Source organism: Aurantimonas sp. HBX-1 (assembly GCF_021391535.1).
Lineage (GTDB): Bacteria > Pseudomonadota > Alphaproteobacteria > Rhizobiales > Rhizobiaceae > Aurantimonas.
On the sequence record NZ_CP090066.1, the window covers coordinates 3452119 to 3477039 of the forward strand.

The 24921-nt window shown below is 67.3% G+C and carries 25 protein-coding genes; 12 read left to right on the forward strand and 13 right to left on the reverse strand.

The window, feature by feature from the left end:
• Nucleotides 1-240 precede the first annotated feature (240 nt).
• The 9 genes from groES (at nt 241) to LXB15_RS16385 (ending at nt 9268) form a co-directional block, all read left to right on the forward strand.
• Entirely contained in the window at nt 241-537 is a 297-nt protein-coding gene (gene groES / locus LXB15_RS16345; protein WP_163042826.1) for a co-chaperone GroES, read from the forward strand.
• An 81-nt stretch (nt 538-618) separates the two neighbouring features.
• On the forward strand, nt 619-2271 hold the full coding sequence (groL, locus tag LXB15_RS16350) for a chaperonin GroEL (RefSeq protein WP_233949450.1): 1653 nt from the start codon (nt 619-621) through the stop codon (nt 2269-2271).
• A gap of 234 nt (nt 2272-2505) precedes the next feature.
• Nucleotides 2506-3276, forward strand: a complete 771-nt coding sequence (locus LXB15_RS16355) for a sulfite exporter TauE/SafE family protein (protein WP_233949451.1) — start codon at nt 2506-2508, stop codon at nt 3274-3276.
• A 92-nt stretch (nt 3277-3368) separates the two neighbouring features.
• Nucleotides 3369-3551, forward strand: coding sequence for a CsbD family protein (locus LXB15_RS16360; protein WP_233949452.1), 183 nt, complete (start codon nt 3369-3371; stop codon nt 3549-3551).
• 241 nt (nt 3552-3792) lie between these two features.
• Nucleotides 3793-4251, forward strand: coding sequence for a (2Fe-2S)-binding protein (locus tag LXB15_RS16365; protein WP_233949453.1), 459 nt, complete (start codon nt 3793-3795; stop codon nt 4249-4251).
• A 3-nt stretch (nt 4252-4254) separates the two neighbouring features.
• Nucleotides 4255-6414 carry a xanthine dehydrogenase family protein molybdopterin-binding subunit gene (locus LXB15_RS16370; protein ID WP_233949454.1) on the forward strand — a complete coding sequence of 720 codons (2160 nt, stop codon included), beginning with the start codon at nt 4255-4257 and terminating at the stop codon, nt 6412-6414.
• Between the two features lie 17 nt (nt 6415-6431).
• Nucleotides 6432-7124 (forward strand): Isoquinoline 1-oxidoreductase subunit, encoded by a 693-nt coding sequence (locus LXB15_RS16375; RefSeq protein WP_233949455.1) that lies wholly within the window; start codon nt 6432-6434, stop codon nt 7122-7124.
• Between the two features lie 192 nt (nt 7125-7316).
• Complete coding sequence (gene fumC, locus LXB15_RS16380; protein ID WP_233949456.1) at nt 7317-8708, forward strand: class II fumarate hydratase; 1392 nt, start codon at nt 7317-7319, stop codon at nt 8706-8708.
• Nucleotides 8709-8887: 179 nt separating this feature from the next.
• Nucleotides 8888-9268 (forward strand): DoxX family protein, encoded by a 381-nt coding sequence (locus LXB15_RS16385; RefSeq protein WP_233949457.1) that lies wholly within the window; start codon nt 8888-8890, stop codon nt 9266-9268.
• 25 nt (nt 9269-9293) lie between these two features.
• Here LXB15_RS16385 and hisG read toward each other — a convergent pair whose 3' ends face one another.
• From hisG to LXB15_RS16410, 5 genes are all read right to left on the reverse strand, one after another.
• Complete coding sequence (gene hisG, locus LXB15_RS16390) at nt 9294-9986, reverse strand: ATP phosphoribosyltransferase (RefSeq protein WP_233949458.1); 693 nt, start codon at nt 9984-9986, stop codon at nt 9294-9296.
• Nucleotides 9983-11119: an ATP phosphoribosyltransferase regulatory subunit gene (locus LXB15_RS16395; protein ID WP_233949459.1), complete on the reverse strand. Its 1137-nt coding sequence runs from the start codon at nt 11117-11119 to the stop codon at nt 9983-9985. The genes hisG and LXB15_RS16395 overlap by 4 nt, the downstream gene beginning before the upstream one ends.
• Before the next feature lie 4 nt (nt 11120-11123).
• Nucleotides 11124-12731, reverse strand: coding sequence for a histidine--tRNA ligase (gene hisS / locus LXB15_RS16400; protein ID WP_233949460.1), 1608 nt, complete (start codon nt 12729-12731; stop codon nt 11124-11126).
• A gap of 305 nt (nt 12732-13036) precedes the next feature.
• On the reverse strand, nt 13037-13684 hold the full coding sequence (locus LXB15_RS16405; protein WP_233949461.1) for a DNA-3-methyladenine glycosylase I: 648 nt from the start codon (nt 13682-13684) through the stop codon (nt 13037-13039).
• 153 nt (nt 13685-13837) lie between these two features.
• The gene (locus LXB15_RS16410) at nt 13838-14032 is read right to left on the reverse strand and encodes a hypothetical protein (protein ID WP_233949462.1); all 195 of its coding nucleotides are present in this window, start codon (nt 14030-14032) and stop codon (nt 13838-13840) included.
• A 421-nt stretch (nt 14033-14453) separates the two neighbouring features.
• Between LXB15_RS16410 and LXB15_RS16415 the strand changes: the two genes are divergently transcribed.
• Together LXB15_RS16415 and LXB15_RS16420 are read left to right on the forward strand one after the other, a co-directional pair.
• Nucleotides 14454-15326: a L,D-transpeptidase gene (locus tag LXB15_RS16415; RefSeq protein ID WP_233949463.1), complete on the forward strand. Its 873-nt coding sequence runs from the start codon at nt 14454-14456 to the stop codon at nt 15324-15326.
• Between the two features lie 129 nt (nt 15327-15455).
• Entirely contained in the window at nt 15456-16178 is a 723-nt protein-coding gene (locus tag LXB15_RS16420; protein ID WP_233949464.1) for a L,D-transpeptidase, read from the forward strand.
• Between the two features lie 64 nt (nt 16179-16242).
• Here the strand turns inward: LXB15_RS16420 and glcF are convergent, their stop codons facing one another.
• The 8 genes from glcF to LXB15_RS16460 form a co-directional block, all read right to left on the reverse strand.
• Entirely contained in the window at nt 16243-17586 is a 1344-nt protein-coding gene (glcF, locus tag LXB15_RS16425; RefSeq protein ID WP_233949465.1) for a glycolate oxidase subunit GlcF, read from the reverse strand.
• Between the two features lies 1 nt (nt 17587).
• Nucleotides 17588-18235, reverse strand: a complete 648-nt coding sequence (locus tag LXB15_RS16430) for a response regulator (protein WP_233949466.1) — start codon at nt 18233-18235, stop codon at nt 17588-17590.
• A 41-nt stretch (nt 18236-18276) separates the two neighbouring features.
• Nucleotides 18277-18537, reverse strand: a complete 261-nt coding sequence (locus tag LXB15_RS16435) for a DUF433 domain-containing protein (protein WP_233949467.1) — start codon at nt 18535-18537, stop codon at nt 18277-18279.
• Nucleotide 18538: 1 nt separating this feature from the next.
• The gene (gene glcE, locus LXB15_RS16440; protein ID WP_370640238.1) at nt 18539-19768 is read right to left on the reverse strand and encodes a glycolate oxidase subunit GlcE; all 1230 of its coding nucleotides are present in this window, start codon (nt 19766-19768) and stop codon (nt 18539-18541) included.
• A 2-nt stretch (nt 19769-19770) separates the two neighbouring features.
• Nucleotides 19771-20382 (reverse strand): Uma2 family endonuclease, encoded by a 612-nt coding sequence (locus LXB15_RS16445; protein ID WP_233949469.1) that lies wholly within the window; start codon nt 20380-20382, stop codon nt 19771-19773.
• 90 nt (nt 20383-20472) lie between these two features.
• Nucleotides 20473-21063, reverse strand: coding sequence for an ASCH domain-containing protein (locus tag LXB15_RS16450; protein WP_233949470.1), 591 nt, complete (start codon nt 21061-21063; stop codon nt 20473-20475).
• A 4-nt stretch (nt 21064-21067) separates the two neighbouring features.
• Nucleotides 21068-22561: an FAD-linked oxidase C-terminal domain-containing protein gene (locus LXB15_RS16455; protein WP_233949471.1), complete on the reverse strand. Its 1494-nt coding sequence runs from the start codon at nt 22559-22561 to the stop codon at nt 21068-21070.
• A gap of 66 nt (nt 22562-22627) precedes the next feature.
• Nucleotides 22628-23929: a DUF3422 family protein gene (locus LXB15_RS16460; protein ID WP_233949472.1), complete on the reverse strand. Its 1302-nt coding sequence runs from the start codon at nt 23927-23929 to the stop codon at nt 22628-22630.
• Nucleotides 23930-24065: 136 nt separating this feature from the next.
• Here LXB15_RS16460 and LXB15_RS16465 point away from each other — a divergent pair, with 136 nt between their 5' ends.
• Nucleotides 24066-24848, forward strand: coding sequence for a (Fe-S)-binding protein (locus tag LXB15_RS16465; protein ID WP_233949473.1), 783 nt, complete (start codon nt 24066-24068; stop codon nt 24846-24848).
• The last annotated feature ends 73 nt before the right edge of the window (nt 24849-24921 follow it).

Sequence of the window (24921 nt, forward strand, 5' to 3'; positions counted from 1 at the left end):
GTGGGGGTTGGCGTGGCGATAGAGACGGGGCGGCGGATGGTCAAGCCGGGGCGTACCCCGGGCCGGCGGCCCGGCGTTCGGGCGGGCGATCGGCCGCGCGACGAGCGGGATTGTCTTGACACGAAGGGGTCCCTCGACCTATCTCCGGGTTGTTAGCACTCTCCCTCGGGGAGTGCCAAATGCTTCGAGCCGGATGCCTCAGGGGTCCGGCCGTATCGTCCAAGAAGGGTTCAAACGAACATGGCAGCTGTGAACTTCCGTCCCCTGCACGACCGCGTTGTGGTTCGCCGGGTGGAGTCCGAAGCCAAGACCGCCGGTGGCATCATCATTCCGGACACCGCCAAGGAGAAGCCGCAGGAAGGCGAGATCGTCGCCGTCGGCTCCGGCGCCCGTGACGAAGCCGGCAAGGTTGTGCCGCTCGACGTCAAGGCAGGCGACCGCGTCCTCTTCGGCAAGTGGTCCGGCACCGAGGTCAAGCTCAACGGCGAAGACCTCCTGATCATGAAAGAGTCCGACATCATGGGCGTCGTCGGCTAAGCCAGCGACACCCCGGATCCTTTCCTTCACGAAATTCACAACGGCGCGGCCTTCGATGGCGCGCCCGGGAGAATCAAGACCATGGCAGCTAAAGAAGTAAAATTCGGCCGTGACGCCCGCGAACGCATGCTGCGCGGCGTCGACATCCTCGCCGACGCGGTGAAGGTGACCCTCGGCCCGAAGGGCCGCAACGTCGTCATCGATAAGTCGTTCGGCGCGCCGCGCATCACCAAGGACGGCGTCACCGTCGCCAAGGAGATCGAGCTCGAGGACAAGTTCGAGAACATGGGCGCCCAGATGGTGCGCGAAGTGGCCTCGAAGACCAACGACAAGGCCGGCGACGGCACCACGACCGCCACGGTTCTGGCCCAGGCGATCGTTCGCGAAGGCGGCAAGGCCGTCGCAGCGGGCATGAACCCGATGGACGTCAAGCGCGGCATCGACATGGCCGTCCTGAAGGTCGTCGAGGCGCTGGCCGCCGCAGCCCGCAAGATCGAGACCTCCGACGAAGTCGCGCAGGTCGGCACGATCTCTGCCAATGGCGAGCGCGAAATCGGCGAGATGATCGCTTCGGCGATGCAGAAGGTCGGCAACGAGGGTGTCATCACCGTCGAGGAAGCCAAGACCGCCGAGACCGAGCTTGAAGTCGTCGAAGGCATGCAGTTCGACCGCGGCTACCTGTCTCCGTACTTCGTGACCAACGCCGAGAAGATGGTCGCCGAGCTCGAGGACGCCTACATCCTCCTGCACGAGAAGAAGCTGTCGAACCTGCAGGCGCTGCTGCCGGTGCTCGAGCAGGTCGTCCAGTCGGGCAAGCCGCTGATCATCATCGCCGAGGACGTCGAAGGCGAGGCCCTGGCCACGCTCGTCGTCAACAAGCTGCGCGGCGGCCTGAAGATCGCTGCCGTCAAGGCACCGGGCTTCGGCGATCGCCGCAAGGCCATGCTAGAGGACATCGCCGTCCTCACCGGCGGCCAGGTCATCTCCGAGGATCTCGGCATCAAGCTCGAGAACGTCACCCTCGACATGCTCGGCCGCGCCAAGAAGGTCTCGATCACCAAGGAAAACACCACCGTCGTCGACGGCGCCGGTGAGTCCGAGCAGATCAAGGCCCGTGTCGGCCAGATCAAGGCGCAGATCGAGGAGACCACCTCGGACTACGACCGCGAGAAGCTCCAGGAGCGCCTGGCCAAGCTCGCCGGCGGCGTCGCGGTCATCCGCGTCGGCGGCGCGACGGAAGTCGAGGTCAAGGAAAAGAAGGACCGCGTCGACGACGCCCTGAACGCGACCCGTGCGGCCGTCGAAGAGGGCATCGTGGCCGGCGGCGGCGTGGCGCTGCTGCGCGCCTCCAACGCGCTGACGATCAAGGGCAACAACCAGGACCAGGAAGCCGGCATCACCATCGTGCGCCGCGCGCTCCAGGCTCCGCTGCGCCAGATCGTCACCAACGCCGGTGCCGAGGGCTCGATCATCGTCGGCAAGATCCTCGACAACGACTCAGTCACCTTCGGCTACAACGCCGCGACCGGCGAGTACGGCGACATGATCCAGATGGGCATCGTCGATCCGGTCAAGGTCGTGCGTTCGGCGCTCGAGGACGCGGCTTCGGTCGCAGGCCTGCTGGTCACCACCGAAGCCATGATCTCCGAGGCTCCGAAGAAGGAGTCGGCCGGCGGCGGCATGCCGGGCGGCATGGGCGGCGGCATGGGCGGCATGGGCGGCATGGACTTCTAAAGTCCGACCGACCGGATCCATCCGGACTATCGAGGGCTCGGCAATTCGCCGGGCCCTTTTTCGTTTGACGACTGCAAGGGCGCCGATTTCGCGTTGCAGAAATGCCCGGCTCCGTCCGTCGCTGAGAACGCACACGGCGTGTCGCTCATGGCGCCTTCGCAGGATGTTCCTTCCTGTCCTGCGCGGCGGAACGACCTACCCTGATGCGGTCATCAACTGCCGGACCTTCGCCACATGAGCGACTTCCTTCTCTTTCTTGCCGTCGGCGCCCTCGCCCAGCTCGTCGACGGCGCCCTCGGCATGGCCTACGGCGTGGTTTCCTCGACCGTGCTGCTTTCCTTCGGCGTCGCGCCCGCCGCCGCCTCGGCGTCCGTTCACGCCGCCGAACTGTTCACCACGGCCGCGTCCGGCACGGCCCATCTCGTCCACCGCAATATCGACTGGACGCTCTTCTGGCGGCTGGTGCCGCTGGGCATTCTGGGCGGGGTCACGGGCACCTACGTGCTGACCGGGCTGTCGGGCGATGCGGTGCGCCCGTATGTCGCGGCCTATCTGGCGGTGATCGGGCTTTATCTCCTGTCCCGTTCGATCCGGAAGATCCCCAGCCGGCCGGTGTCCCGGCGGACGGTGGCGCCGCTCGCGGCCTGCGGCGGATTTCTCGACGCCATCGGCGGCGGCGGCTGGGGCCCGATCGTCACGTCCGGCCTGCTCGGTGCCGGCGGCCAGCCGCGCTACGTGATCGGCAGCGTCAACGCCGCCGAGTTCCTGGTGACCCTGTCGGTGTCGCTGACCTTCGTCTTCGCCCTGGTCACGGGTCACTGGGAGGAGGCCGGCGACCTGTGGGTCCACGGCCTCGCGGTGCTCGGCCTGATCGTCGGCGGCGTGATCGCGGCCCCGTTCGCGGGCTACATCGTCCGCCATGTCTCCGAGACGATCCTGCTCCGGGCCGTCGGCCTCCTGGTCTGCGGCCTGGCGATCGCCCAGGTGGTCGGCCTGCTGCGCTGAGCCCGACTTAAGTAGCCGGAACCATAAGCTGAATCGGCCGTTTATCGGCAGAAGCCGGCATCCCCGCCGGCGTGCGAACAAGGAGTGGTCCCATGGTCGACGAGAACCAGATCAAGGGCGGCGCCAAGGAAATCGGCGGCAAGATCAAGGAAGCGGCCGGACGTGCCGTCGGCAACGAGCGGCTCGAGGCCGAAGGCGAAGTCGATCAGGTCGAGGGCAAGACCCAGAAGAACTACGGTAAGGTCAAGGACGCGGTCAAAGACCAGCTCAGCTGATTTCGAACCCAACGGATTGCATCGAGCCGCCCCCTCGGGGGCGGCTTTTTTTGTGGCTGGCAACGGACCACAACCCACGCGAAGCGCCGCGGAGCCGAAAGCAAGCCTTGCTTACGCATTGCTGCCCCGCCCCTTGAAGCCATTGCTGTTTCCCCGGCTTCGGCTAGACTGGAACGAATCCAATAACAGCGGAAGCGCCCCCGAGGCGGCATTCCCTGCAGCCGACCGAAAGGGGGCTCTCGTGGTCACATTCACGCTCAACGGCCAGGAAAAGACGTTCGACGGCGATCCCGATACGCCACTGCTGTGGGTCATCCGCGACGCCGAGCGCCTGACCGGCACCAAGTATGGCTGCGGCATCGCCCAGTGCGGCGCCTGCACCGTCCATCTCGACGGCATGACGCGGCGTTCCTGCGTCACCCCGATCTCGACCGTCGAGGGGTCGAGCGTCACCACGATCGAGGGTCTCGAGGGTCCGGAAGCCGAGGCCGTGCAGGCGGCCTGGACGGCGATCGACGTGCCGCAATGCGGCTACTGCCAGTCCGGCCAGATCATGTCCGCGGTGTCGCTGCTGCAGTTCAATCCGAAGCCGAGCGACGAGGACATCGACGGCGCGATGACCGGCAACATCTGCCGCTGCGCCACCTATGTCCGTATCCGCCAGGCGATCCACGACGCCGCCGACACGCTGGAGGGCTGAGCCATGGGCATTCAGAACATCAGGGTATCGCGCCGGAGCTTCCTCGCCGGCACCGGCCTCGTCATCGGCGTGACGCTGGCGTCGCGGTCGATCGCGGCCAGCGCGCTGCTGCGGGGAACGCCTGCCGGTGCGGCGGGTCCCGTGCAGAACCTCAACGCCTTCGTGCGCGTCGCGACGGACGGCACCGTCACCATCCTGTCCAAGCATATCGAGTTCGGCCAGGGCCCCTATACCGGCCTTGCCACGATCGTCGCCGAAGAACTCGACGCCGACTGGAGCCAGATGCGGGCCGCCGCGGCGCCGGCCGACGACGAGATCTACAAGAACCTCGCCTTCGGCCTGCAGGGCACCGGCGGCTCGACCGCCATCGCCAATTCCTGGGAGCAGATGCGCGTCGCCGGCGCGACGGCGCGGGCCATGCTGGTCCTCGCCGCGGCCGAGATGTGGGGCGTGCCCGCCAGCGAGATCACCGTCTCGAAGGGCCGCGTCAGCCATGCCGCCAGCGGCCGGGAAACCGGCTTCGGCGAGCTTGCCGACAAGGCGGCAACGATGGAGCCGCCCGCCAATCCGCCGCTGAAGGACCCGAAGGACTTCGTCCTGATCGGCACCGACCGGCCGAAGCTCGACACCCCGGCCAAGACCGACGGCACCGCAGTGTTCACGCTGGACGTCCTTGCCGACGACATGCTGATCGCCATGGTCGCGCATCCGGAGCATTTCGGAGCGACGGTGAAGAGCTTCGACGATAGCGCCGCGCGTCAGGTTCCGGGCGTCGTCGACGTCAAGCGGGTGCCGCAGGGCATCGCCATCTATGCCGAGAACACCTTCGCGGCGCTGAAGGGCCGCGCGGCGCTGACCATCGAGTGGGACCTCGCCGCGGCGGAATCGCGCTCGAGCGAGGAAATCTACGACGACTACCGCCGGCTGATCGGCGGCGAACTGCTCGGCGCGACCGACAACGGCGACGTCGAGACGGCGCTGTCCGGCGACGGCATCACCCGGCTGGAATCGGAGCTGGTGTTTCCGTTCCTCGCGCACGCCCCGATGGAGCCGCTCGACGCCGTGCTGATCCGTGCCGACGACGGCTCGATCGACTGCTACACCGGCTCGCAGTTTCCCGGCCAGGACAAGGCGGCGATCGCCGAGACCTGTGGGGTCGATGCCGCCATGGTGCGCATCCATACGCAGCTCGCGGGCGGCAGCTTCGGTCGCCGCGCCCAGTTCGGCTCGCCCTACATGCGGGAAGCCGCGGCGGTGTTCGCCGCCTCCGGCATGAACCGCCCGGTCAAGCACATGTGGACGCGCGAGGACGACATTCGCGGCGGCTTCTACCGGCCGATCTATGTCCATTCGCTGAAGGGCGCGATCGACAGGGAAGGCAACATCGTCGCCTGGGACCAGGTGATCGCCGGCCAGTCGATCATGAAGAAGACCGAACTCGACGACACCACCGTCGAGGGCGCGTCCGACCTTCCCTACACCATCCCCAATCTCAGGGTCCGCGCGAACCAGACCGAACTGCAGGTGCCCGCCCTGTGGTGGCGCTCGGTGGGCCACACCCACACCGGCTTCGCGGTCGAGACGTTCATCGACGAACTGCTCGAGCGTGGCGGCAAGGATGCGGTCGAGGGCCGGCTGGCGCTCTTGTCGGAGCAGCCGCGCCACACCGGCGTGCTGAAGCGGGTCGCAGAACTCGCCGACTGGGGCTCCCCGGTTCCGGACGGGCGCCAGCGCGGCGTCGCCGTCCACAAGAGCTTCAACACCTATGTCGCCGAGATCGCCGAAGTGTCGATCGGCGCCGATGGCGGGCCGCGGGTCCACAAGGTCTGGTGCGCGGTGGATTGCGGCATCGCGGTCAATCCCAACGTCATCCGGGCGCAGATGGAAGGCGGCATCGGCTACGGGCTCGGCGCCGTGCTGTTCGACCAGATCAGCCTCGGCGAGGGCGGCAAGATCATGCAGTCGAACTTCCACGACTACCGCTCGCTGCGGATCCAAGAGATGCCGGAGGTCGAGGTGGCGATCATCGAGTCCACCGAGCCGCCGACCGGGGTGGGCGAGCCCGGTGTTCCGCCGATCGGCCCTGCCGTCGCCAATGCCTGGCGTCGCCTGACCGGTCAGCCGGTACGCCGCCTGCCGATCGTCGGCAGCCTCACGTCGTGAACAACAGGACCAGTCACGTGACGTCACAGTTCTTTCTTGCCGGTCGGCTGACCGGCATCGCGCTCGCGTTCGGCCTGTCGGCGGGGACGGCCTTTGCGCAGGAGCGCGCTCCGGACGCGCCGGAGCCCTCGACGCCGGCGGTGGCGGCACAGCCCGCCGACGCGCCGTCGTTGCGGCCGGTCTCCGATTTCGACAACATCGCCGACGAGGCGGCACGGTCGGTGGCGATCTTCGAGGAGACCGGCAAGGTGCTCCTGCATCCGCGCTGCGTGAACTGCCACCCCGCCGGCAACAGCCCGCTGCAGGGCATGGAGATGCGCCAGCACCAGCCGCCGGTCGAACGCGGCGAGGCGAATTTCGGCGCCATCGGCATGCAGTGCAACACCTGCCATGGGCCGGAGAACGCCAAGGTCGTCGCGCAGGCGGAAGGGATCAAGTCGATCCCCGGCAACCCGAACTGGCACCTCGCCCCGATCGAGATGGCCTGGGAGGGGCGCTCGCTCGGCGAGATCTGCGAGCAGATCAAGGATGTCGACCGCAATGGCGGCAAGACCCTCGCTGAGCTGGTCGAGCACATGGCCGCCGACGACCTGGTCGGCTGGGGCTGGGAGCCGGGCGCCGGCCGCGAGAAGGTGCCGGGCACGCAGGAACAGTTCGGCGCGCTCTACGAGGCGTGGGCCGCCACCGGCGCCCACTGCCCGGCCAGCTGACGTCCTTGCGCTGAACGAGTCGCCGCCGGCGGCGGCTCGTGATGCCGCGCCTGCCTCGGATGCGCCGCTACGCGAGTCTCCGGTTATCCCGTGCCGTTCGCCCTACGCAGGGGTTCCGATTTGCTGCGAAGCGGCATAGGTATCCCCCGGCTGGCCGCCACGCCGCGGCCGCAACAGCTTTGGAGGGGTGGCATGAGCCAGACACGGCGCGAGACTGATTCCATCGGCGCCATCGACGTCGCCGCGGATCGCTACTGGGGCGCTCAGACCGAGCGGTCGCGCAACAATTTCAAGATCGGCGGCGACCGCCAGCCGATGCCGCTGATCGTCGCGCTGGCGCTGGTCAAGAAGGCCGCGGCCCGGGTCAACACCTCGATGGGCCGGCTCGACGGCGCGGTCGCCGACGCCATCGAGAGCGCTGCGGACGAGATCATCGCCGGAAAGCTCGACGACCACTTCCCGCTGGTGGTCTGGCAGACCGGCTCGGGCACCCAGACCAACATGAACGTCAACGAGGTGATCTCGAACCGGGCGATCGAGATGCTCGGCGGGACGATGGGCTCCAAGCAGCCGATCCACCCGAACGACCACGTCAACATGAGCCAGTCGTCGAACGACGTGTTCCCGACCGCCATGCATGTCGCCACCGTGATGGAGACCCGCCGGCTGCTGCTGCCGGCGCTCGACCGGCTGCATCGCTCGCTGGATGCCAAGGCGAACGAATACGACCACATCATCAAGATCGGCCGCACCCATACGCAGGACGCGACGCCGGTGACGCTCGGCCAGGAATTCTCCGGCTACGCGGCGGCGCTGCAGCTGTCGAAGAAGCGGATCGCCGACGCGCTGGACGGCGTCTATGCGCTCGCCCAGGGCGGCACCGCCGTCGGCACCGGGCTGAATGCGCCTGAGGGCTTCGACGTCGCGGTCGCCGCGGAGATCGCCCGGCTGACCGGCGAGCCCTTCCGCACCGCGGAGAACAAGTTCGAGGCGCTGGCCTCGCACGGGGCGCTGGCATTCTTCCACGGCGCGCTGAACACGCTGGCCGCCGACCTGATGAAGATCGCCAACGACATCCGCTTCCTCGGCTCCGGCCCGCGCTCGGGCCTGGGCGAGCTCAACCTGCCGGCCAACGAGCCGGGCTCGTCGATCATGCCGGGCAAGGTCAACCCGACCCAGGCCGAAGCGCTGACCATGGTGGCGACGCAGATCTTCGGCCACGAGACGACGGTGACCGTCGCCGCGTCCCAGGGCCATTTCGAGCTCAACGTCTTCAAGCCGGTGATCGCCAAGGCGGTGCTGACCTCGATCCGCCTGCTCGCCGACGGCATGGAAAGCTTCGCCGAGCACTGCATCGACGGGATCGAGGCCAACGAGCCGCGGATCAGGAGCCTGATGGAGCAGTCGCTGATGCTGGTGACGGCGCTCGCTCCCAGCATCGGCTACGACAACGCCGCCAACATCGCCAAGACGGCGCACAAGAACGGCACGACGCTGCGCGAAGAGGCGATCGCCTCGGGCCTCGTCTCCGGCGAGGACTACGACCGCATCGTCGACCCGGCGGCGATGATCCGGCCGGGCTGACAGGTCACCATCGTCGGGGGCGACGGCGAAAGGCCGTCACCCCTGACGGGCGGATTGTATCGATTTCAGTTGACAATTCGTCGGCTATCGCGCCGGCTGCATTTCGCCCGCAGACCGTTTATTTTGCCGTTTGTCGAAACGAAGGGGTCTTCTGCCCCTCGGGCAATCGGAGACTTCGCATGAACCCTCATCTCATCCTAGCCGGCCGGGTTCTTCTCTCGGTCATCTTCATCGTCAGCGGCTTCGGCAAGCTGGTCGGCGCCGAAGGCTTCTCGGGCTATCTCGCCAGCCTCGGCTTCCCGGCGCCGCTCGCCATGGCCTACATCGTCGGCGCGTTCGAGTTGTTCGGCGGGCTCGCGATCCTCGCCGGCTACCAGGTCCGGGTCGTCGCCATCGCGCTGGCGCTGTTCTGTCTGGCGACCGGCGTCCTCGCCCATCTCGGCGACCAGACCGCGCTGCTCAAGAACATCGCGCTTGCCGGCGGCTTCCTCGTCCTCGCCGGCTCCGGCGCCGGGGCGATGGCTGTCGACAAGACCAAGCGCGAAAGCCGCTACGCCTGAGGCGATTCCGGCGCGGTGCCCGCTCTCAGCGGAACCGCGCCGCGAAATTCTCGGCCAGCGCCGCGTCCTCGGGGTCGCGGCGCCCCGCCAGTGAGCGGACGAGGCACGCCTGTGACCGCAGGATCAGCCCGTCCGACAGGATCCGCAGGTGGTTGGCCGCGAGCGTCGAGCCGGTGGTGGTGATGTCGACGATGATGTCCGCCGAGCCGGCGGCCGGCGCACCCTCGGTGGCGCCGAGGCTTTCGACGATCCGATAGCTCTGGATGCCGTGAAGGCGGGTGAAGAAGCTCTGCGTCAGCCGCCAGTATTTCGTCGCGACCCGCAGCCGCCGGCCGTGGCGTGCGCGCCAGGAGCCCGCGACGTCGCCGAGATCCTCCATGGTCTCGACGTCGAGCCAGGCATCGGGCACGGCGACCACCACGTCGGCCTGGCCGAAGCCGAGCCGGGCGACGATCTCCACCGCCGCCTGCGGCTCGGCCATGGTCTCGCGGATCAGGTCCTCGCCGGTGATGCCGAAATCGATCGCGCCGTCGCGCAGTTCCCGCGCGATCTCCGAGGCCGAGAGCAGCAGCACGTCGAGCCCGGGCGCACCGGTGACGACCGTCCGGTAGCTGCGCTCGTCGGCCGCCGGCGCGACGTCCACGCCGACCCCCGCCAGCGCCGCCAGCGCCTTTTCCTTCAGCCTTCCCTTCGACGGGATCGCCAGCGTCACGCTCATCGCGCATCCCCCGTGAGCGCATCGCCGATCCGGTCGAGCCAGAGCGAGAAGCCGACGGCGGGGATCGGTTCGGCGGCGCCGAGCATGGTCATCATCCGGTCGTAGCGCCCGCCACCGGCCAGCGGCTGGTCGGAGCCATGCGTCCGGACCTCGAAGACGAGGCCGGTGTAATAGTCGATCGGGCGGCCGAAGGCGGCGCGGTAGTGAACCGCGGCAAGGTCGACATCGGCGGCGAGCAGCGCCAGGTTGCGCGTCTCGAAGACGGTGAGCGCCCGGCCGAGATCGAGCCCGGCCTCCGCCGCCAGCGCCCGCAGCGTGTCGGCCGCCTCGGCCAGCGGGCAGTCCACCGCGAGGAAGCGGCGCAGCAGCGCCAGCGAGGTGTCGCTGAGACGCGCCTCGGCGACGGCGACCTTCTCGATCAGCCGCGCGGCGATCTCGCCGGGGGAGCGGCCGGCATGCGGCGGCAGGCCGGCCTCGTCCATGCGGCGGCGGATCGCCCGCGTCAGGGCGCCCTCCTCCCGCTGCCGCGCAAGGTCCAGCATCTCGGGCTCGACGCTCTCGAGCCGCGCGGCGCCGCCGTCCGACAGCGCCTTCAGCGCCGCCTCCAGCTGGTCGTCATGGCCGAAGGTGCGGATCAGCCGGCGCTGCCAGCCTTCCGGCAGGCCGAGCGCGCGCAGGAAGGCCTCGAACAGGCCCTGGTCGCCGAGCACGATGTCGAGCGCCGGCGCTTCGAGCCCGCAGGCGGAAAGGCCCGCCAGCGCGTCGGCCAGCGCACGCGCGTCGGCGGTGGCGCGGTTCTCCTCGCCGAGATCCTCGATGCCGGCCTGGAAGAACTCCGCCGGCCCGCCCGTGCGCTGGCGGAAGACCAGGCCGAGATAGCAATAGCGGCGCGGCAGCTGCTGGCCCTTGGCGACATGGTCGCGGCAGACCGGCACGGTGAAGTCCGGCCGCAGGCAGAGATTCTCGCCGGCCTCGCCGCGGGTCATGAAGATGCGCCGGCGAAACGCCTCGCCGGCGGTGTCGAGATAGGGTTCGGCCGGCTGGATGATCGGCACCCGGACGCGCGTCGCGCCGCGAGCGGCGAACAGCGCGCCGAGGGCGGTCTCGAACGGGATCGCGGCGGTGTCGCTCAACGGCTCAGGCCGTGCCCGGCGCGGCATGACGGGCGAGGATGGCGCGCACCGCCTCGACCATGTCCGCCTCGTCGACCAGTTCCTGGCCGGCGCGGGCCTCGCGCCATTCGGCATTGTCCTCGATCGTCTCGGCGATCTTCTTGCCCTCGATCAGATCCTTGACCTGGACCTTGCCGGCCGCCTTCTCGTCGCCGCCCTGGATGACCACCACCGGGGCGTTGCGGCGGTCGGCATATTGCAGCTGCTTGCCGAACTGCTTGGGGTTGCCCTGGAAGACCTCGACAGGCACCGGCTCGGCGGTCGGATTGCCATCCGCGTCGGTGTTCAGCGCGGCGCGCAGCTTGGCGGCCATCGCCTGGTAGTCGGCCATGCGGTCGCGGTCCATGACGGTGACGACCACCGGGCCGGGCCGCTCCGCCGCCTCCAGCCGGCCGAGATTCTTCAGCGCCGTGATCAGCCGCGAGACGCCGATGGAAAAGCCCGTCGCCGGCACCGGCTGGCTCATGAAGCGCGACACCAGCCCGTCATAGCGCCCGCCGCCGCCGACCGAGCCGAACTGCACCTTCTGGCCCTTCTCGTTGACCACGTCGAACAGCAGCTCGGCCTCGAAGACCGGTCCGGTGTAGTATTCGAGGCCGCGCACGACGGAGGGATCGATGCGGATGCGGTCATCCTGAAAGCCCGCAGCTTTTACAGCGCGAGAAATTTCCCGAAGCTCATCTAGCCCCGCTACCGCAACCTCGCTGCCGCCCAAGTGCGCGTTCAAATTAATGAAAAGTCCTTCGTTGTCGTAAAAAAAGCGATAGGTGCCGCCATCAGTCTTCGCTGGCTCGTTATCCGGGAGCGAAGCAGGCATTTTCATGAACGCTAGTGTTGTAATAATAAATCCTACCTGGTCGTCAGAAAGATTCGCGCCGGGGGTAAAATCTCCACTCTCATCTCTGCGCCCCTCACGAAGCAACGCTTTGACGCCGTCAAATCCCACTTTATCCAGCTTATCCATCGCCCGCAGCACCGTCAGCCGCCTGCCGGCATTCTCCTCGCCCCGGAGCCCGATCGCCTCGAGCACGCCGTCCAGCACCTTGCGGTTGTTGACCCGGATCACGTACTGGCCGCGCGGAATCCCCAGCGCCTCCATCGTGTCGGCCATCATCATCGCCATCTCGGCGTCGGCCGAGACGTTCGGCGCGCCGACGATGTCGGCGTCGAACTGCATGAACTGGCGGAAGCGGCCCGGCCCCGGCTTCTCGTTGCGGAAGACATGGCCGACGCGGTAGCTGCGATAGGGCTTGGGCAGGGTCTCGTAGTTTTCCGCGACATAGCGGGCGAGCGGCGCGGTGAGGTCGTAGCGCAGCGACATCCACGCCTCGTCGTCGTCGATCAGCGAGAACACGCCCTCGTTCGGCCGGTCGGCATCGGGCAGGAATTTTCCGAGCGCGTCGGTATATTCGAACATCGGCGTCTCGACCGGCTCGAAGCCATAGGTCTCGTAGACCCGGCGGATCGTCGCCAGCATCGCGTCCTGGGCGCGCAGATCGGCCGCGTCGCGATCGACGAAACCGCGCGGCAGCCGTGCGTTGACCCTGGTCGGTTTCTTCTTCTTGTCGGCCATGATTGCATTCCGGAGGAGGTTCGACGGGCGCCAGAGGCCGCGTCCCTGCGGCGTTCCCCTACCGCGTGCTCCGGTTTTCGGCAAGGCAAGGGGGTGTGGGGGGCGGAAGGCCCCGACACCCAACAAGGTCGTCATCCTCGGGCCCCGTCCCGAGTATCCAGGCCTGAGCGCATGCTGTCGGAGTTGGGCGGCAACGAGGGGGTCTAAGCTGGATCCTCGGGACGGGGCCCGAGGATGACGTCGTGAATGTGATGGCTCCGGATGCTTCCGCGCAGAGCCCTGCTCGGTGCAGGGCCGTCGCCCCGTCACCCCGGCCGCGCGAACGCCTTCCGCTCGGCCTCGCATTCCGCGCGCACGCAGCAGCCCTCGACATGGTCGTTGACGAAGCCCATCGACTGCATGAAGGCGTAGACCGTGGTCGGGCCGACGAAGGTGAAGCCGGCCTGCTTCAGCGCCTTCGACAGTCGCGTGGCGGCAGGCGTCACCGGGTTCGCCCGCAGCCATTCCCAGTCGACCGCCGCCGGTCGTTCCGAGGCCGGCGGTTCGTGCGCCCACAGGAAGGCGCCCAGCGAGCCGTGCGTTTCCCGGATGGCCAGCGTCCGGCGGGCATTGTTGATGGTGGAGGCGATCTTGCCGCGATGGCGGATGATCCGCGCGTCGAGGACGATCCGCTCGACATCGTCCTCGTCCATCGCCGCGACGCGGTCGACGGCGAAGCCGTGGAAGAGCTCGCGGAACGCCTCGCGCTTGCGCAGGATGGTCAGCCAGGAAAGCCCTGCCTGGAATCCTTCGAGGCAGAGCTTCTCGTAAAGCCGGTCGTCGTCCGCCACGGGCCGCCCCCACTCGTCGTCGTGGTAGCGCCGATAGGCCTCGTCGGTGCCGTGCCACGCGCAGCGCAGATGCCCATCGGGGCCTCGCGTCAGGCCGGCGGACGGTTCGAGGAGCTCGCTCATGGCGCAGTCATCGCAGGCCTTCCGGCGCCTGGCAAGACGCGCCGGGGCCGGCCCGCAACCGCCGCAATGGATGCCAATGCGGGGCGGCGTCGTGGTTACGGCTCGCGGCGGGCAGCCCGCCGTGTCAGCGGCGAAACCGCGGGGACCAGGGTCTCAGGCGTCCGACATGCGGCGCGTGTCGCAGCGATAGCGCTTCAGGTGCCATTTCGGCCGTCCCTGCAGATGCTGCACCGCGGCCGCCTGGCCGAACAGCGCACATTGCATGACGGAGCCATCGAAGGAGACGTTCTCGAGATGACAGTTCGTGGGGGCGGAGTTGAGGCATAGGATCAGGGTGAGAGCGATCATGGGGTGCTCCAGGAGCCGCTTTCTGCGGCCGGTCGTGGTTGATCCCGGACGCCCCGCGCACCGGGACGGCCGAGCTGCCCTGCCTGCGTTTTCCCTTGCTGCGGCTCTGATCGGCCTGCGCGCGGCATCAGCCGGCGTCGCAACAGACTAGCATCTTTGCTGCACCGCACAATGCCTGTTTCGAAGGCACGGCGCCATTCTGCACAGTTGTTGCAAAGATGAATCATGCGGCCGATGCGGCCGCGACTCCGGAAGGCGGTCAACGTTCCCGGTGACCGCTTGTTAACCCTATGAATTGCTTTCCGCAACAACAGGCTGCTGTCCTTACGGCATTTACCGTTCGGTCGGGCTTTGCGGCGAAGCTGCGACAAAACCGGTTGCGGAACGTGCTTGCTCCCGCTGCCCGGAACGGAGATCCGCCATGCGTCGCATTCTTGCCCTCTCGGCCGCCGCCCTTGCCGCCATTTTCGCCCAACCGGTCCCGGTCCCGGCGCAGCAGCTCGCGGTCGAGGCGTCGCCCTCGCTGCGCGGCGAGTGGATCCTGCAGCTCTCGCCCGGCAGCGGCGTGGTTCCGGGCTATCGCCGTCCTCACATGAACAGTCCGACCAACAATCTCTCCGGCGCCGTGCTCGGCACCCGGCCGGTCGCCGTCGGGCGTGCGCGCCCGGTCCTGCGCGGACAGCCCGTGGGCGCGCGGCAGTTGGTGCGTTATCCCTCCCCGGCACTGGACCCCCGCTATGTGCAGGGCGTCATCGGGGCGCGCCCAGGCTTCCGGCCCGGCCAGCCGCAGCAGGTGGCGCTACAGCGCCCGCGCCAGATGGTGCCGCAGCACCATCTCGACCCGGTCTATCTGCCGCAGGACGTCGCCTATCAGGGCAAGGAGACGCCGGGGACGATCGTCGTCGATACCGGCTCGAAGTTCCTCTATCACGTCGGCAAGAACGGCACGGCGCGGCGTTACGGCGTCGGCGTCGGCAAGCCGGGCTTTGCGTGGAAAGGCAGGCATCCCATCACGCGCAAGGCCGAGTGGCCGAGCTGGACGCCGCCGAAGGAGATGATCGTCCGGGAACGCCGCAACGGCCGCATCCTGCCCGCCCACATGAAGGGCGGGGAGGCCAATCCGCTCGGCGCCCGCGCCCTCTATCTCGGCTCCACCCTCTACCGCATCCACGGCACCAACCAGCCCTGGACGATCGGCCAGTCGGTCTCCTCCGGCTGCATCCGGATGCGCAACCAGGACGTGATGGAGCTCTACGAGCGGGTGAATGTCGGCACGAAGGTCGTCGTGCGCTGACCGCCGACAGATAATTCGATCTGAACTATCCGAGAGTGGGAGCCAATCGGGCGCTGGCGCGTTCGAATGGTGGCAGAATTGTGATGGAGCGGCGCCGCAGGGATCGGCCCGCCGGCGAGAGGGAAAAGCATGACAGCCAAGCGATCGATCGGTGTTGGCATCGCCGCCGCCCTGGCCCTGTTGATGACCGTGGAGGCGGGCGCCCAGGAGACCCGCCGCTACGACTACGCCACCGGTTCCTGGCAGACGGTGAGCGCGGCAAGCGGCTCCCAACTTCGCACGATGCAGCAGCGGCGACCGGCCGCGGCCTTCCTGCGCAAGCAGGTGCGGATCGAGACGAACGAGGCGCCCGGCACGATCATCGTCGATTCCCGGCGCAAGTATCTCTATTTCGTCGAGGGCGCCGGCATGGCGACCCGCTACGGCGTCGGCGTCGGCAAGGAAGGCTTCGGCTGGTCCGGCAACATGAAGGTCGGCCGCAAGGCGGAATGGCCGGGCTGGACGCCGCCGGCGGCGATGATCCAGCGCGAGCGCGCCAAGGGCCGCATCCTGCCGGCCTACATGGAAGGCGGCCCGGCCAATCCGCTCGGCGCCCGCGCGATGTATCTCTATCGCGGCGGCCGGGACTCGATGTTCCGCATCCATGGCACCAACCAGCCGTGGACCATCGGCCAGAACATGTCCTCGGGCTGCATCCGGATGATGAACGAGGACGTCGAGCACCTCTATTCGCGCGTGCCCAAGGGCACCAAGGTGATCGTCATCGGCCCAAACGGCCAGGGCTCGAAGGATGTCTATGCCGATCTCGGGCCGGTGCAGTCGAACCTGCTCACCGCCATTTTCGGAGGCTGATCCGCGATACAGCCACACCGACCGTAAGGCCCGCCGGCGACGGCGGGCCTTTTTGCTTTGAGATCTATTCCGCGGCGACGAGAGCCGCCTGCGATCGCGGCTCCACGCCCGCAAGGCTGACCGGCTTCTCGCCGCCGAAGGCCCAGTCGAGCAATTCCACCGTGTGGAGGATCGGCAGGGCGGTCGCCGAGCCGATCTGGGTCATGCAGCCGATATTGCCGGTGGCGACCGCCTGCGGCGCGATGCTCTCGATGTTTCGCACCTTGCGGTCGCGCAGCGTCGCGGCGATCTCCGGCTGCAGGATGTTGTAGGTACCCGCCGAGCCGCAGCACAAATGCCCCTCCGGCACGTCGCGGACGGTGAAGCCGGCCTGCGCGAGCAGCACCTTCGGCGCCATGGTGATCTTCTGGCCGTGCTGCATCGAACAGGCCGAGTGATAGGCGACGACGAGATCGGTCTCGTTCACCGGCAGCGGCAGGTCGAGGCCCGACAGATACTCGGTGACGTCCTTCGCCAGCGAGGACACCAGCGCCGCCTTCTCGGCATAGGCCGGATCGAGCCGCAGCATGTGGCCGTAGTCCTTGATCGTGGTGCCGCAGCCGGAGGTCGTGACGATGATCGCGTCGAGCCCGCCCTCGGCGATCTCGCGGCTCCAGACGTCGACGTTGCGGCGGGCGAAGCCGAGCGCCTCGTCGTCCTGGCCCATGTGGTGGACGAGCGCGCCGCAGCAGCCCTCGCCCTTCGGCACTACGACCTCGACGCCCAGCCGCCCGAGCAGCCGCACCGTCGCCTCGTTGATCTTCGGATCGAGCACCGACTGCGCGCAGCCGCGCAGGATCGCCACGCGGCCGCGACGCGGACCGGACGCCGGATGCACGCCCGGCTCGTTGACGGGCGAGCGCGGCGGCACGGCGACAGGCGCGAGCTTCAGCATCGCGGCCAGCGGCTTCAGCGGCTTGACGGCGGCGAAGAGCGGCGCCAGCGGGCGGGCGATCCGCGCCAGCGTCAGGCTCGCCCGGAAGCGGCCCGGATAGGGCAGCGTCATCGCCAGCACCCGGCGGATCATCCGGTCGACGAGCGGGCGGCGGTAGGTCCGCTCGATATGCGCCCGGGCGTGGTCGACGAGGTGCATGTAGTTCACACCCGAGGGACAGGTGGTCATGCAGGCGAGGCACGAGAGGCAGCGGTCGATGTGCTTGACGGTCTTCTCGTCGGCCGGCCGGTCGTTCTCCAGCATCTCCTTGATCAGGTAGATCCGGCCGCGCGGGCTGTCGAGCTCGTTGCCGAGCGTCACATAGGTCGGGCAGGTGGCGGTGCAGAAGCCGCAATGCACGCATTTGCGGATGATCCCCTCGGAATGGGCGACCTCCGGATCGGCGAGCTGGGCGGGAGAGAAGGTGGTTTGCATGCTATTTCGGCATATGTGTATTGATAAATTTCATGACTTCAATTCCAGAGCTAGTTACATCGGTAGCACCCGCAGATATTAGATCATCGCGCATTTCAACTCCTCGGCTTCCTGCGAAAACCAAGATTGGAATATTTGCATTGATATTTCGCACTTTCTTTATAAGCTCAAATCCTGCGAGCGGATTGTTGATCCCGCGCTCTTTTCTTCCTAAATCAGTAACTATCATACTGTAATCAAGCGATTCAAATCGATTCAGCGCATCCTCGGTATCAATAGAAATATCGACGTCAAAATTTCGTCCTTTGAGATTATTCACAATAAACGCATTATTAGAAGGATAGTCATCCACCCAAAGTATTCTTTTCTTACGCGTCGTCGGCGAAGCCGGCGGAGAATCCGATACAGACCCTGTCGTAATATTATTGACTTCTGTGCTCTGCAACTCGGCTATCTTAGCTTGAAGCTCTGCCACGGACTCGCCTATGCGCTCGGTCGCTCGCTGAACGGATATTTCTTGACCGAAGAATTTCAGATTTACGTGACTCCCGGTCAGTATAGAATCTATCTGCCGCTTGAATGAATGAATTATATATATCACCGCAATAGAGACGGTTACGGTTGATAGAAATGACCAGAAACCATCCATGCAAAGAACCTTTTCGCGACATGGCGTTTCGTTATAATAAATTATTTATACACCCTCGCAGAGCGTGACTTTCTGCTGACAAGATTATCGCAGGCTGCCCGTATTGCTCCTTCGGCCTGCTCTCGCGAGACAGTCGGAAAATTCTTGAGGAATTCCGCCAGGGCCATGCCAGCCGCCAGGTTCTCAAACAGCGCATCGGCGGGCACGCGCGTACCTTTGAAGACCAGTGCACCCGACATGATGTCGGGGTCGCGCGACAGGATCTCGCTTGCGTTCATGGTCGCGGCCTCCTCGTCTTGCATCTTATCCCATCCGGCCCGGATTGAGCACGCCCTGCGGGTCGAACTGCTCCTTCAGCCGCCGCGTCAGGCCGGCAAGCGGTCCCGGCTGCGGCTGGAAGATTTCGGTCGCCGCGCGCACCGGCTCGGACGCCCGCACCAGCGTCGCGTGCCCGCCGCCGAAGCGGCGGACCGTCTCGCGCACCAGGGCAGCCGACGGCTCGCCTTCCATCCGCATCCACACCAGCCCGCCCTGCCAGTCGTAGAAGGCGTCGATCGCCGTCTGCATGCGCAGACTCATGACGATCTCGTGCCCGCGCGTCGGCGTGACGGAGAGGCGCCAGACCGGCTTGGCCGTGCCGTCGGCAAAGGGACGGACGTCGCGAACGTCGCGCCAGAGCGCGCGGGAGGCGTCGGCCTCCAGCCGCTCCAGTGGCGCGACCCGCGCCAGGGCGGCGCCCAGATGCGCAGCGCGCGCCTCCACCGAAGGGCCGAAGCCTTCCAGCCGGATCAGCGTCGCGGCCTCCTTGCCGAGCGTGCCGGACGCGACCCGTGCGGCGACGAACATCGGCAGATGCGCCGCGGCCGAGACCTCCGCCGACGAACCCATCGCAGCGGCCATGGCGCCGGCGGCGGCATCGTCGCCGAGCCCCCGCAGCACGAGCGTGGTCTCGGTCTCGCTCTTCGGCAGCACCTTCACCGTGATGTCGGTCATCACCGCCAGCGTGCCGAACGCGCCGGTCAGCCCCTTGGAGAGGTCGTAGCCGGTGACGTTCTTCACCACGCGCCCGCCGGACTTGAAGATCTCGCCGCGGCCGGAGACGGCGGCGACGCCGAGGATATGGTCGCGCGCCGCCCCCTGCTTCAGGCGGCGCGGCCCGGCGAGATTGCAGGCGACGACGCCGCCGAGCGTGCCCTGCCCCGGCTCCAGCCCGTGCAGCGGACCGTAGTCGAGCGGCTCGAACTCGAGGCGCTGGTTGTTGTCGTCGAGCAGCTGCTCGATCTCGGCGATCGGCGTGCCGGCCTTGGCCGAAAGCACGAGTTCCTCCGGCTCGTAGAGCGTGACGCCGCTCATCGCCGCCAGCGACAGGGTGCGCGCCGCCTGGACCGGGCGGCCGAGCCCCCGTTTCGAGCCGTGGCCCTCGATCGCCAGCGGCTCTTCCGCCGAGATCGCCGCCGCGACGATGTCGCGGACCTCATCCGGGGTAGTCGGACGCAGGGTCGAGGCGGCGGGATGCACGTCAGTCTGGGTCATGCTCATGCGAGATCGGTCCGGGCGTAGAGGTCGCGGAGCCGGCAGGTGAAGCCGAACTCCGGAAGGTCGATAGGGTCGTCCGGTCCTTCGTAGACCGTCTCCGTCCAATCGTTTCGGCGGGCCCAGTGGCGAACACGCATGCGGTCCTGCTCGATCATCAGGACGTGAATGCAATCCGGCTGTTCGACGTAGCGGCGGCGCTTGAAGACCAGGTCGTAGGGTTCGGTCGAAGGCGAAAGCACCTCGGCCACCAGCCTGCAGCTCTTGAGGAACCGCTCGTCGCCAGACGTCAGCTCCTCTTTCGGGTCGAAGACGACGATGTCGGCGACGGGGCGGAAGGTCGGGTCGGAGGGATGGCTGACGCCCACTTCCCGCGTGGCTTCGAGCGGCAAGCCGTTCTGGCTCAGCGCGGAGGCCAGGAGGCGTTCGAAGACGCGCGCGATCGCACCGTGACGCAAGGTGGCTGGCGGCATGTCGATCGGTACCCCGTCAATCAGTTCCCAGCGGCCGCCGTCCCAGCCCGACCGGCCTTCGATCGACTTAAGAAAATCCACGAAAGCGCGCTCATCGAACCGCGTGGCGTTGCGGCGCTCCAGTTCCTCGATCGCGCTCATCGGAAGCACTCGGTCATCAGACCCTCCGCTGATCGGGCAAGGCCAACTGCCCGTCGTGGAGCCCGGCTTTCACAAAGGTGCGGAACCCCATCATTGGCCCTTCTCCGAGATCATACCGAGCAAGGCCTCGCCTCTCGGTGAAAGCCGGTATCCGACCGACATACTCTTCGTCAGCCCGAACTCCTTGAGCTTGCGGATGTCGCGCTTGAGCTTGACCTTGTCCACGGCGAGGCTTCGGGCGAGCGCCGCGGCAGAAACTTCGGGTGTGGCGGCAATCGCATCCAGTATGCGCCGATGGTAGTTCGGCGCGCTATTGGCGCGATCCCATCGGTCGAAGCTTTTGGCCAGCAAGCCTGCCTCCTCGGCACTCAAACCGTCATCCTCACGCAGCGCGATCCGACCGTCTTCTTCCAGCCCGACGATCTCCATGCGGTAGAGGTTCCTGTCTTCTCCGGATTGCAGATCGTCTGTGAGCTCAGCCAGCGATCCGTAACCTGCCTTGATGGCATCGTCTTCGGTCAGGGAACCCTCATCGACTTCCTGAACGCTGCCAAAGATCACTTCCCCGCGGGCGGTCCGCAGCCTGGCGCCGCCGCGGATTGGCTGTCGCTTCCAGCGCCTAAAGGCAAGCGTGACCTCGCCGCTCGCGATACGCTCCAGGATATGCTGCCTGAACAGCATAGCCTCAGAACCTCGGCAGGTCTGGAAAGGCCACCTGCCCCTTGTGGACGTGCATGCGCCCGAGTTCGGCGCAGCGGTGGAGCTGCGGGAACACCTTGCCGGGGTTGAGCAGGTGCTTGGCGTCGAAGGCGCATTTGACCCGCTGCTGGTGCTTCAGATCGTCCTCGTTGAACATCTCCGGCATCAGGTCGCGCTTTTCCACGCCCACGCCGTGCTCGCCGGTCAGCACGCCGCCGACGGCGACGCACAGGCGCAGGATGTCGTTGCCGAATTCCTCGGCCCGGTGCAGCTCGCCCTCCTTGTTGGCGTCGTAGAGGATCAGCGGGTGCAGATTGCCATCGCCGGCGTGAAAGACGTTGGCGACGCGCAGGCCGTATTTCTCCGACATCGCCTTCATGCCGGCCAGCACCTTCGGCAGCTCCTTGCGCGGGATCGTGCCGTCCATGCAGTAGTAATCCGGCGAGATGCGCCCGACCGCCGGGAACGCCGCCTTGCGGCCGGCCCAGAAGGCGGTGCGCTCCTCGTCCGACTGCGAGACCCGGCAGGTCACCGCGCCGTTGGCATTGGCGATCGCCTCGACCTCGGCGAGGAGATGGTCGACCTCGGCGCCAGGGCCGTCGAGCTCGACGATCAGCAGCGCCTCGACGTCGCGCGGATAGCCGGCATGGACGAAGTCCTCGGCCGCGTGGATCGCCGGCCGGTCCATCATCTCCATGCCCCCTGGGATGATGCCCTTGGCGATGATCGCTGCGACGCATTCGCCGGCCTGTTCGGAGGTCGGAAAGCCGATCAGCACGGCGCGCGCCGTCTCCGGCTTCTGCAGGATGCGCACCGTCACCTCGGTGACGACGCCGAGCAGGCCCTCGGACCCGGTCATCAGGCCGAGCAGATCGTAGCCCTCGGCGTCGAGATGCTTGCCGCCGAGCCGCATCACCTCGCCCTCGATGGTCACGAATTCGATGCCGAGGACGTTGTTGGCGGTGAGACCGTACTTGAGGCAGTGCACCCCGCCGGAGTTCTCCGCGACGTTGCCGCCGATCGAGCAGGCAATCTGCGAGGAGGGATCCGGCGCGTAGTAGAAGCCCCGGCCTTCGACAGCCTTGGTGATGCCGAGATTGGTGACGCCCGGCTGCACCACGGCGCAGCGGTTGTCGTAGTCGATCTCGATGACCTTGTTGAACTTCGACAGGACGAGCAGCACCCCGTCCTCGAGCGGCAGGGCGCCGCCGGAGAGCGAGGTTCCCGATCCGCGCGGCACCACCGGAATGTCGTTGGCGTGGCAATAGGCGAGGACCGCCGCGACCTGGGCCACCGTGTCCGGCAGCACGACGACGAGCGGCATCTGGCGATAGGCGGTGAGGCCGTCGGATTCGAAGACCGCCATCTCGTTGGCCGCGTCGACGACACCCTCACCGGGCACGATCGCCCGCAGGGCGGCAACGATAGCCGCGCGGCGCGATAGGATCGCCTGCGACGGCTTGGGCATCATGACCGACATGCACTCACTCCCGATTAAGCCCGAAACTAGGCGTCCGGCCGGGCCGCGTCCACCGGTGGCGCGGCGTCAATGCCCGTCCTCGCCGCTGCCCTTCATGTGGGTGATGCGCAGCCGCCGGACGACGAGCCAGACGATCAGCAGCGCGACCGGGACGAACAGGGCGGTCAGCAGCGTCGCCGACACCGGCGAACCCTCGTGCTCGATCGCTTTTGCGATATAGCCGAACAGGCTGACGACGTAGTAGCCGATCGCAGCCACCGACAGGCCCTCGACGGTCTGCTGGAGCCGCAACTGCAGCCGCGCCCGACGGTCCATCGAGGCCAGGAGGTCGCGGTTCTGGTGCTCCAGCTCGACGTCGATGCGGGTGCGCAGCAGGTTTGCGGCGCGGCTGAGCTTCTCCGAAAGGCTCGCCTGTCGCTCCTCGATGGCACGGCAGGTGCGCATGGCCGGGCCCATGCGGCGCTTCAGGAACGCGCTCCAGCTCTCCTGGCCGACGATCGGCTGCTCGCCGACGGCGCCCAGCCGCTCGCGCACGATCTCGTCATAGGCGCGGCTTGCGCCGAACCGATAGAGGACCGAGGCGGCCGACGCCTCGACCTGCGCGGCGGCGAGCGTGATCTCCTGCAACAGATTGCGGCTGTCCTCGGCGCCGCTCGTCATCTCCTCGGTGATCGTCATCAGCTGGCCCTCCAGCGCCTGGATCGCGGGGCCGACCGACTGGGCGAGCGGCAGGCCGAGCAGCGCCAGCGTGCGGTAGATCTCGATTTCGACAAGACGCATTGCGAGCGCGCCGGCCCGCGGCGGGGGCAGGTCGTCGGCAAGCACCAGCATCCGCGTCAATCCGTCGCCGTCCTGGCGAAAGTCAGTGGCGGCGCGGGCCAGCCCGCCCTCCATCGTCGAGAAGCAGAAGCTGGTCTTGTCGAAGCTTTCGAGCGCCGCCTGCCCCGCCGCGTCGTCGGGTCGCAGCTCGACGCGCACGCCCGCGATGAACAGCCCCGGCGCCCGGAACCCGGAGCCGAACGGGTGCCCGTCCACCGCCTCGCCGAAGCGCTCCGGCGGCGGCCCGTCCCAGGAATAGGTGGAGAATTCGGTGTGAAGCTCCCAGCGCAGCTTGCCCCTGCCGAAGGCGAAGGAATGCGTCCGGGCTCCTTCCGCCGGCGGCGGCACACCCTGGCGCAGCGATAGCTCCGAAAGCACCGCAAGGTCGGATTCGCCATGGTCGTCGATCATGAAGGCGAGAACGACCAAAACGCGCGGCGGCTTGATCAGGGGGAACGGACGGGCGTGCAGTTCCCCGAGCACGGCCGCGCGACGCGGATCCGACGGGAAACGATCCACAGAGGCCTTTCGCAATGTGATCTCGCTCATTTCCAGCCCCCTTGCCGTGCGGCTCTTGCTAGCCGAAGCCGGGGACGGATACCAAGACTGATTTGCGCCGGCGGCAAAACCGGACCAGAACAGAAGCATGACACAAGCGGGGATCGGACTCCGCCAGGAGAAGCCTTTGAACGAGAATGCCGTTCGCCACGACAACCCGCCGCGCGTCGCGCTGTTCGTCACCTGCCTCGTCGATCTCTTCCGGCCGAGCGTCGGCTTCGCGGCGATCAAGCTGCTCGAGGAAGCCGGCTGCGCGGTCAGCGTGCCCACGGCGCAGACCTGCTGCGGTCAGCCGACCTACAATTCCGGCGACCGCGCCGATACCCGCGCCATCGCCGAGCAGGTGATCGCGGCGTTCGAGGACTTCGACCATGTCGTCGCCCCGTCCGGCTCCTGCGCCGCGATGCTGAAGAAGCATTATCCCGAGCTCTTCGCCGGCGATCCGGCCTGGGAAGATCGCGTCGCCGCCTTTTCCGGGAAGGTCCACGAACTCGTCAGCTTCCTCACCGACGTGCGCGGCATGACCGCCGTCGCGGCAGCGGTTTCCGGAACCGCGACCTATCACGACTCCTGCTCGGGACTGCGCGAGCTCGGCGTCAAGCGCCAGCCGCGGCTGCTGCTGGAGAGCGTCGAGGGGCTGGAGCTCGCCGAGCTGAAGGACGCCGAGGTGTGCTGCGGCTTCGGCGGCACGTTCTGCGTCAAGTACCCGGACATTTCCAACGCCATCGTCACCAAGAAGGCCCGCAATGTCGGGATGAGCGGTGCCGACATGCTGCTGGCCGGCGACCTCGGTTGCCTGATGAACATGGACGGCAAGCTGAAGCGCGAGGGCATCGCCGTCGAGGTCCGGCACGTGGCGGAAGTGCTGGCCGGCATGACCGACACGCCGCCGATCGGCGGCAGGCTGTGAGCGACTGATCGCCGCCGAACCGTTCCCGCCCTTCGTCCGAAGCTGTCACGACCGCAGCCGCGACCCCGATTTC